The 7,530-nt window shown below is 66.3% G+C and carries 7 protein-coding genes; 5 read left to right on the plus strand and 2 right to left on the minus strand.

The genetic code is table 11. The annotated features are described in order from the left end of the window. Window positions 1–847: 847 nt before the first annotated feature. The gene (gene rph / locus ACZ3IC_RS33875) at window positions 848–3,457 is read left to right on the plus strand and encodes a rifamycin-inactivating phosphotransferase (RefSeq protein ID WP_467422519.1); all 2,610 of its coding nucleotides are present in this window, start codon (window positions 848–850) and stop codon (window positions 3,455–3,457) included. Window positions 3,458–3,664: 207 nt separating this feature from the next. On the opposite strand, the gene ACZ3IC_RS33880 is transcribed toward rph, so the two are convergent. Further along, window positions 3,665–4,045 (minus strand): group II intron maturase-specific domain-containing protein, encoded by a 381-nt coding sequence (locus ACZ3IC_RS33880; protein WP_467422522.1) that lies wholly within the window; start codon window positions 4,043–4,045, stop codon window positions 3,665–3,667. Between the two features lie 203 nt (window positions 4,046–4,248). Here ACZ3IC_RS33880 and ACZ3IC_RS33885 point away from each other — a divergent pair, with 203 nt between their 5' ends. The 4 genes from ACZ3IC_RS33885 to ACZ3IC_RS33900 all read left to right on the plus strand — a co-directional run bounded on the left by ACZ3IC_RS33885 (window position 4,249) and on the right by ACZ3IC_RS33900 (window position 6,104). After that, a complete protein-coding gene (locus ACZ3IC_RS33885) occupies window positions 4,249–4,791 on the plus strand; it encodes an MOSC domain-containing protein (RefSeq protein ID WP_467422524.1) in 543 nt (180 codons plus the stop codon). Window positions 4,792–4,844: 53 nt separating this feature from the next. Then, entirely contained in the window at window positions 4,845–5,483 is a 639-nt protein-coding gene (locus ACZ3IC_RS33890) for a helix-turn-helix domain-containing protein (RefSeq protein ID WP_467422526.1), read from the plus strand. Next, window positions 5,402–5,824, plus strand: a complete 423-nt coding sequence (locus ACZ3IC_RS33895; protein WP_467422528.1) for a transposase family protein — start codon at window positions 5,402–5,404, stop codon at window positions 5,822–5,824. The genes ACZ3IC_RS33890 and ACZ3IC_RS33895 overlap by 82 nt, the downstream gene beginning before the upstream one ends. Before the next feature lie 115 nt (window positions 5,825–5,939). After that, window positions 5,940–6,104: an integrase gene (locus ACZ3IC_RS33900; protein WP_467422530.1), complete on the plus strand. Its 165-nt coding sequence runs from the start codon at window positions 5,940–5,942 to the stop codon at window positions 6,102–6,104. 332 nt (window positions 6,105–6,436) lie between these two features. Here the strand turns inward: ACZ3IC_RS33900 and ACZ3IC_RS33905 are convergent, their stop codons facing one another. Next, a complete protein-coding gene (locus tag ACZ3IC_RS33905) occupies window positions 6,437–7,273 on the minus strand; it encodes an HNH endonuclease (RefSeq protein ID WP_467422532.1) in 837 nt (278 codons plus the stop codon). Between the last annotated feature and the right edge of the window lie 257 nt (window positions 7,274–7,530).

The raw sequence follows: 7,530 nt of genomic DNA on the forward strand, positions 1-7,530 counted from the left end.
AGTGCAGCTTTCCTGACGACGAACAGGACCCTAGACAAGTCCCATCGTCCCAGGTCAGAGGCACTCCTCGCTTATTTGATCAAGCCTCGGACGCTCACACTCGTGAAAGCGCGAGGTTTAGCTAAGTGGCGCGCAGGATGAGGATCTGGTCGGTGCGGCGGGACAGCCGGGCCACGATCTGGGCGGGGTGGCGTGGGGCCGTTCGCTTGGGTGCCAGCCGATTTGAGCTACGGCGACCGTCAAGCGTCCGTTTCGCGAGCTTGGCCCAGCACTCGCGTGGCGCGACGACCTCCGGGAGATGGCGGCGCGCTCGACGTTCGGACCTTGCCGGAAAGAACTTCTGGTTCCGCGGCTGCATCCGTAAGCCGATGGGACATCCGCCTGGGCCAACGGCGCTCACCCGTACACGGCGCGCCACCGCTTCGCGAGAAGCTTGTCAGTTTCATTGCACGGCAAAAGGCAAAGGCAAGGAGAGCTCTCTCCTTGCCACTCTCAACGTATAGCGCACTGGGGGGCTTGCCGCAAGACCCGGGTGGTGGCGCAGAATCGTCGGCCGAGGCCACAACCTGCGGAAATGGGGGCACGACGTGCGTGTGTTGTTGTCGGCGTACGGGGGACGCGGTGACGTCGAACCAGTGGTGGGACCGGCAGTGCGGTTGCGGGTGCTCGGCGCGGAGGTGTGGGGGTGCGCGCCGCCCGACTGGGCGGGGCGGCCGGCCGACTCGTCAGAGGGAAAGCAACCAGGGATGAGGACGTGCTCGACAAGAGGTTCGGCAGAGTTGGAGGCGCCGGTGATTCGATCGGCCACCGCAGTGCAACGGAGCACGGCTGCCTCGGAGGTATCGCGATGATCGAGCAGTACGTGTTGGATCTTCAAGAGGTTGACGAGATGCAGGTCGCGGTCGTTGGCGGCAAGGGCGCGCACTTGGGCGGGCTGTCGCGGAGCGAAGGCATCCGCGTGCCGGGTGGCTTCTGCGTGACGACGGACGCCTTCCGGCGGATCATGGCGGAAGCGCCGTCGATCGACGATCGGCTCGATCAGTTGTCGCGCTTGAACCCGGACGACCGGGAGGCGATCGGCACGCTCAGCGCGCAGATTCGTCGGACCATCGAAGGGATTGCCATCCCGGGCGATCTCGCGGCGGCGATCACCTGCGCGCTCGCCCGGCTCGGCGAGCAGGCCGCCTGTGCCGTCCGATCCAGCGCGACGGCGGAGGACCTGCCGACGGCCTCCTTTGCCGGCCAGCACGACACGTACCTGAACGTCGTGGGGCCGACGGCGATCCTCCAGCACGTCAGCCGGTGCTGGGCCTCGCTCTTCACCGAGCGGGCCGTGACGTACCGCCAGCGGAACGGCATCGACCACCGTACGGTCCACATGGCCGTGGTCGTGCAGCGGATGGTCTTCCCAGATGCGGCCGGCATCCTGTTCACGGCCGACCCCGTCACGGGCAACCGGAAGGTCGCCACCGTGGACGCCGGCTTCGGCCTGGGCGAGGCCCTGGTCTCCGGCCTGGTCAACCCGGACGTCTTCACTGTGCGACACGGCGAGGTCGTCGCCAAGGCGATCGCCGTCAAACAGTGTGCCGTTCACGCCCTGCCGGCCGACGGTACGCAGGAAGTGGCGATCGACTCGCAGCGGCAGGAGAAGCCGGCGCTGACGGATGCGCAGGTCGTGCAGCTCGTGCAGCTCGGGCGGCGGATCGAAGCGCACTTCGGCCGCCCGCAGGACATCGAATGGTGCCTGGTCGATGATGGCTTCCAGATCGTTCAGAGCCGGCCGATCACGACGCTGTTCCCCATCCCCGAGACCGGCGACGACCAGGAGAATCACGTCTACGTCTCCGTTGGTCATGGGCAGATGATGACCGACCCTATGAAGCCCCTGGGGCTCTCCATGTGGCAGCTGACGGCCATGGTGCCGATGCACGAGGCCGGCGGGAGGCTTTTCGTGGACGTCACCCGGCGCCTGGCCTCGCCCGCGAGCCGCGCCGACCTCCTGGACGTCATGGGGAGAGGCGATCCGCTGGTCAGGGACGCTCTGGAGACCGTCCTCGACCGCGACGATTTCGTCCCGTCGCTCCCGGACGCGAATCCCGGCGGGCCGCCGGCCGGCGGTGCGTCCGCCCCGATCGAGACCGATCCGGCCATCGTCACCGAGCTGATCGAGCGCAGCCAGGCGTCCATCGCCGCCCTGGAGCGCGACATCCGGACGAAGACCGGACCGGCGCTGTTCGACTTCCTGCTGGAGGCCTTCGAGGAGCACAAGCGAGTCCTCGGTGATCCGCTGAGCTTTCAGGCGATCATGGCGGGGATGGAGGCCACATGGTGGCTCAACGACAAGCTGCAGGAGTGGCTGGGCGAGAAGAACGCGGCTGACACGCTCACGCTGTCCGCCCCCGACAACGTCACGTCGGAGATGGGACTGGCCCTGCTCGACGTCGCGGACGTGATCCGCCCGCAGCCGGAGGTGGTGGCGTACCTGCAGCGCGTCGAGTACGCCGAGGGCAAGGGCTTCCTGGACGAGCTGGCGAAGCTCGCGGGCGGGACCGAAGCGCGCGACGCCATAGAGGCCTACCTCGACCGGTACGGCATGCGCTGCGTCGGCGAGATCGACATCACGAGGCCACGTTGGCGCGAGCGCCCCACCACGCTCGTGCCAGTGATCCTCGACAACGTCAGGAACTTCGAGCCGGGCGCCGCCGAGCGGCGCTTCGAGCAAGGGCGGCAGAAGGCGCGGAAGAAGGAACAGGACGTGCTGTCACGCTTGCGGGCCCTGCCTGATGGGGACCGGAAAGCCGACGAGGCCAAGCGGATGATCGACCGGGTCCGAACCTTCATCGGGTACCGGGAGTACCCGAAGTACGGCATCGTCAGCCGCTACTTCGTCTACAAGCAGGCCCTGCTGGAGGAGGCCGAGCGCCTCGTGCAGGCAGGCGTGCTTCCTGAGAAGGAGGACATCTTCTACCTCACGTTCCAGGAACTCCACGAAGTCGTGCGCTCGAACCAGGTGGATGACCAGCTCATCCAGCAGCGCAAGGACGCGTTCCGGTCGTACCACGCGCTCACACCGCCCCGGGTGCTCACATCGGACGGTGAGGCCGTCACCGGGGCGTACCGGCGCGACGACGTGCCGACCGGCGCCCTGATCGGCCTCCCGGTTTCCGCCGGGACCATCGAGGGAAGGGCCCGCGTCATCCTTGACATGGCGGAGGCCGATCTCAAAGCGGGCGACATCCTGGTCACGACCTTCACGGACCCCAGCTGGTCGCCGCTGTTCGTCGGAATCGCGGGCCTGGTGACGGAGGTGGGCGGCCTGATGACCCATGGCGCAGTGATCGCCCGGGAGTACGGCTTGCCGACCGTCGTGGGCGTGCACCAGGCCACCCGGCTGATCCGGGACGGGCAGCGGATCCGCGTGCACGGAACCGACGGGTACGTCGAGATCCTGCCGTGACCGACCACACCGAGAAGCCCCATCCGTAGCTTCCGACTAAACAACGCCAAGCAGTTGATGACTACCCCACGACCGCCGCCCGCAACGCGCACACACGGACACGCCCCGTAACTGTTCTTCACCTGGGAAGTGCCTCTTCCGCTACCACGTACAGGACCCTCAGCACGTCCTATCGTTGCAGTTCAGAGGCACTTTCTACTTTCTCGGTCACCTACCGGACGGCGCCCCTCGTGAAAGCCCGAGGCCCTGGGGGCCCTTGAACTGTCTGCGCAGGGCCGTCCACGTCATGCGTCGCCGATAGGTAATCATGTTGATTACCCGCCACCACACGAACGAACGCAGGGCGTTGAACGTGTGCTTGGCGACGGCGTGCTTGAAGTAGGCTGCCCAGCCACGCAGTATCTGGTTGATCCTCGACAGTACGGCGGCGAACGGGACCTGGGACCTCCTGTGGGTCAGCGCCCTGATCTTCCGCTTCAGATCGCGCACCGGCTTGTCCGCGATGAATGTGTACACGTAGCACTTGTCCGTTCCCCGTTTACGCATCCACTTGATGTGGAAGCCGAAGAAGTCGAACCCTTCGGCCATGTGCACCACGCGCGTCTTGGACTGCGACAGGCGTAGTCCAAGTGGGGCGAGGGGCGTTTACCCCGAGGCGTGGACACCATGGACACGAACTTGCCTCCGGTCTGGCCAACGGCCTCACCCGCGATTGATCGTGGATGCTGTGCCTTGAGGGGCCAGGGCTGGCTCGTGGATGATGACGGCTACCGACGATGGGGTTCCAAGGTATGAGCGGGATAGTGACGGCGGTCAGCAGCAATGGGGAGTACTCGTTCACCAAGCCGAACCGGGACAGCGTCAGATTGCTCGCCGGGCTCGGTGTGGAGGGGGACGTGCACGCCGGTGTGACGGTCAAGCACCGCTCGCGCGTTGCGCAGGACCCCACCCAGCCGAATCTGCGCCAGGTCCACCTCATTCATGAAGAACTCTTCGCCGAGGTCGGTGAAGAAGGGTTCAAGGTGGCGCCCGGCGAACTCGGCGAGAACATCACCACGCGCGGCATCGATCTGCTCGGGCTGCCAGTCGGCACATTGCTGCGCATCGGCGACTCCGCGGTCTTGGAAGTCACCGGCCTCCGCAATCCCTGCCTGCAGATCGACAACTTCCAGAACGGGCTGCTGAAGCAGGTCGTCGGCCGCGACGAGGCGGGGAACGTCGTGCGCAAAGCCGGAATCATGAGCATCGTGAGGGAAGGCGGCGTGGTGCGCCCTGGCGACACGATCGAAATGGAACTTCCCAGCGGTCCGCACCGACCCCTCGACCGGGTCTGACCAGCCTTTCGGGCAGCCCGTGACATGACGACGGCCGCGCAGGTTCTTGAGGTGTGAAGATCAAGCAGGCCCGCGCGGCCATGGTCCATACTGCCTTCTGCGGCGTCGCACGCCAACATCTCGGCGAGTTGATCGAAGAACTCGCGCCACGCTGGGCAGCGCGCTGCGAGTCCGCGCGGCACAAGCGGCGCCGGGGCGCGCGCCGACGGCAGGCCGGGGCCGGGCCGAAGTACGAACTCGTCTTCACCGACCGGCTGCGGGCCACCCTGGTTCACCTGCGCACCGGCCTCACCCACGAGGCTCTCGGCGTGATCTACGAGGTGGGCTCCTCCACCATCGGCCGCGCCATCAGCGAGATCCGCCCGCTCCTGGCGGAGCGCGGATTCGCCATCCCCGACCGGCCCGGCCTGCGACTGCACACCTTGGAGGACGTGTTCGCCTACGCCGCCGCCGAGAACATCACCCTGTGCATCGACGGCACCGAGACACAGGTCCGGCGCCCAAGGGCCAACCGGCCCGGCAGGCGGGCCTTCGTCTCCGGCAAGCGCAGGCAGAACACCATCAAGACCACCACCATCAGCGCCAGGGCCGCCCCCTGTGGTCCGGCGCAATGCGTCCCGGCCGGCTGCACGACCAGACCTGTTTGCGCACCGAGGGCATCGCAGAGCAGTTCTGCCTCCAGCCCAGTGTGAAAGCCGAGGTGGACGAGGGTTACCGGGGACTGGCCAACGAGTTGCCCGACCAGGTCAGCGCCCCGCCGAGAAAACCGAAAGACTTCGACGAGGCGCCGCTGACCGAACGGTACGGGTGCCCCGAGCAGCGGCGTCGTCAGTCCTCCCGACGGATCTGTGTCGAGCACGCCAATGCCGAATACCGACAATGGCGCACGCTGCAGCGGTACACCGGACGGCGCGAGGACTACGGCGACACACACCGGGCCGTCGCCGGCCTGGTCTCCGACCGCGCCGCCAAGCGGGCCACCCGGCACAAGCCGATCACCGAACTCGTGCTCGTCCGCACGACGGCCTACTGATTCACCCACCAGCTGAACCCCCAGGCCGGCACGGACCGACACCAATCGCGGGGCAGCCCGTAAGCAGCCCTATGACCTTCGACACGCCGGGATTTCGTTTTGGCTGTACTCCGGCGTGGACCCCGCGGAGTGCGCCCGCCGCGCAGGGCAGAGCATCGAGGTCCCGTTCCGCCACTGCGCGGAGTTCCTCGACGGCATCCGGGAGCAGGCCAACCGTCTCATCGAGGAGTCGATGCGGGAGTGGGATCGCGTCAGCGGTGGCTCAGACGCTGCCGAGTGAGCTGGTCTTTGGACCGGAAATAGACCGGAACTGCTGGTCATAAGCGGGATACCTGTGGGAGGAAATGGGAGCTACCGCGCAATCCAGGCCCGGTTGCAAGCGGTCCGAACGAGGGGCGCCTGATGGGCAAATGCCCAGGTCAGACGCCTCTTTTCGTGTGCCTAGAAGAATCCGAGCTGCTTCGGTGAGTACGACACCAGGAGATTCTTCGTCTGCTGGTGGTACAGAGTCGATACCCCGTTGACCAGCGGAAATGGCGGATGTTGAGGCCCGAGAAACGGTGTTGGCCCGCGTATGGTCCGGATCTTGGGAGGCGGAGCTGACTGGCGCTGTTAGTTCCTCTGCTCTGGCGACAGCACGGTGAGTGGTGCGGGATTGCGGCTGGCCCAATGGTGGCGGTGGTGGCGAACGTGGTCGGGGTTGATGTAGTGCCACTGGTGGCGTTTGAGTTCGGCTTGCAGGCGGTCCGTCACGGTGTCGACGACTGTGAGGTCGTCGGTCAGGACGTACGCTCCGGCGACGAAGAGGACGTGGCAGTTCGGGCATAGGCACAGCACGTTCTCCGTGAGGTCGGGTCCGCCGTGCTCTCTTGCCCGGATATGAGCCGCTTCGCTGTAGCGGTGGCGAGGCGAGGGGAGGACCAGGTTGGTGGCACATATCTGGCAGGAGTCCTGGTACCACTGCTTGAGCTTGCGGACGGCATTCTCGCTGTTCTGCGAACGACTCCTATCGGTGCCTCCGCTGGGAGTGTGCCGTTCGGGATTGTTCGAGAGGAGGGGAGAGGCTTGGTCTTCCGACCTCGACATGACGCGCAAAGTGTCGTCCACGTCCTCGATGATCCGATCCACCGTGTCGCGGTCCATGGCGACAAGACAGCAGGTGTCGCGAACGGCGCGGCGGGCGAGTGACCATGCGGCCTCGATGTGGGTGCCGTTGATGGCCGTGAGTTCGGCCGCAGCGAGTGCGCCGGCTGTACGTGATACGTGGTCGCCGACTCGGAGGAAGAAGCCGCCGTGCTCCTCGGACAGAGCCGTGCCCCACCTGTCCTCCGCCTCACGGATCACGTCCCGCATCCCGCCCGCGGGAGGGGTGTAGGTCAGGCACGGCCGGGTGTGGAAAGTCCACCGGTATGCCTTTGCCAGGTCGTGCTTCCAACTGTCCGCTGACACTGTCTCCTGCGCGGCAGGCGCGCCGCGCTGGGCAAAGTGCAGGACCCGAGACCAGGTGGCGGCATCCGTGGACAGAAAGCCGCGCCACGCCCGGAGGGAGGGAGTCCACAGGGCGCCGACGTGTGGTGGAGCGGATCTCCCGGCGGATCGGTGGTGTCTGAATGAACCGCCCCGGGTTCGGTAGAGATCTCAGATTGTGGTTGTGACCTGGGGTTTCGTTGATTCCATGTAGTAGTTGGCTTCGTACTCGACGGGCG

The sequence above is a fragment of the Streptomyces sp. NPDC002958 genome (genome assembly GCF_055563255.1).

Bases quoted from the DNA above. Each gene is read 5' to 3' on its own strand.
- rph (WP_467422519.1), top strand. From the start codon at position 848: ATGATCGAGCAGTACGTGTTGGATCTTCAAGAGGTTGACGAGATGCAG.
- ACZ3IC_RS33880 (WP_467422522.1), bottom strand. From the start codon at position 4,045: ATGGCCGAAGGGTTCGACTTCTTCGGCTTCCACATCAAGTGGATGCGT.
- ACZ3IC_RS33885 (WP_467422524.1), top strand. From the start codon at position 4,249: ATGAGCGGGATAGTGACGGCGGTCAGCAGCAATGGGGAGTACTCGTTC.
- ACZ3IC_RS33895 (WP_467422528.1), top strand. From the start codon at position 5,402: ATGCGTCCCGGCCGGCTGCACGACCAGACCTGTTTGCGCACCGAGGGC.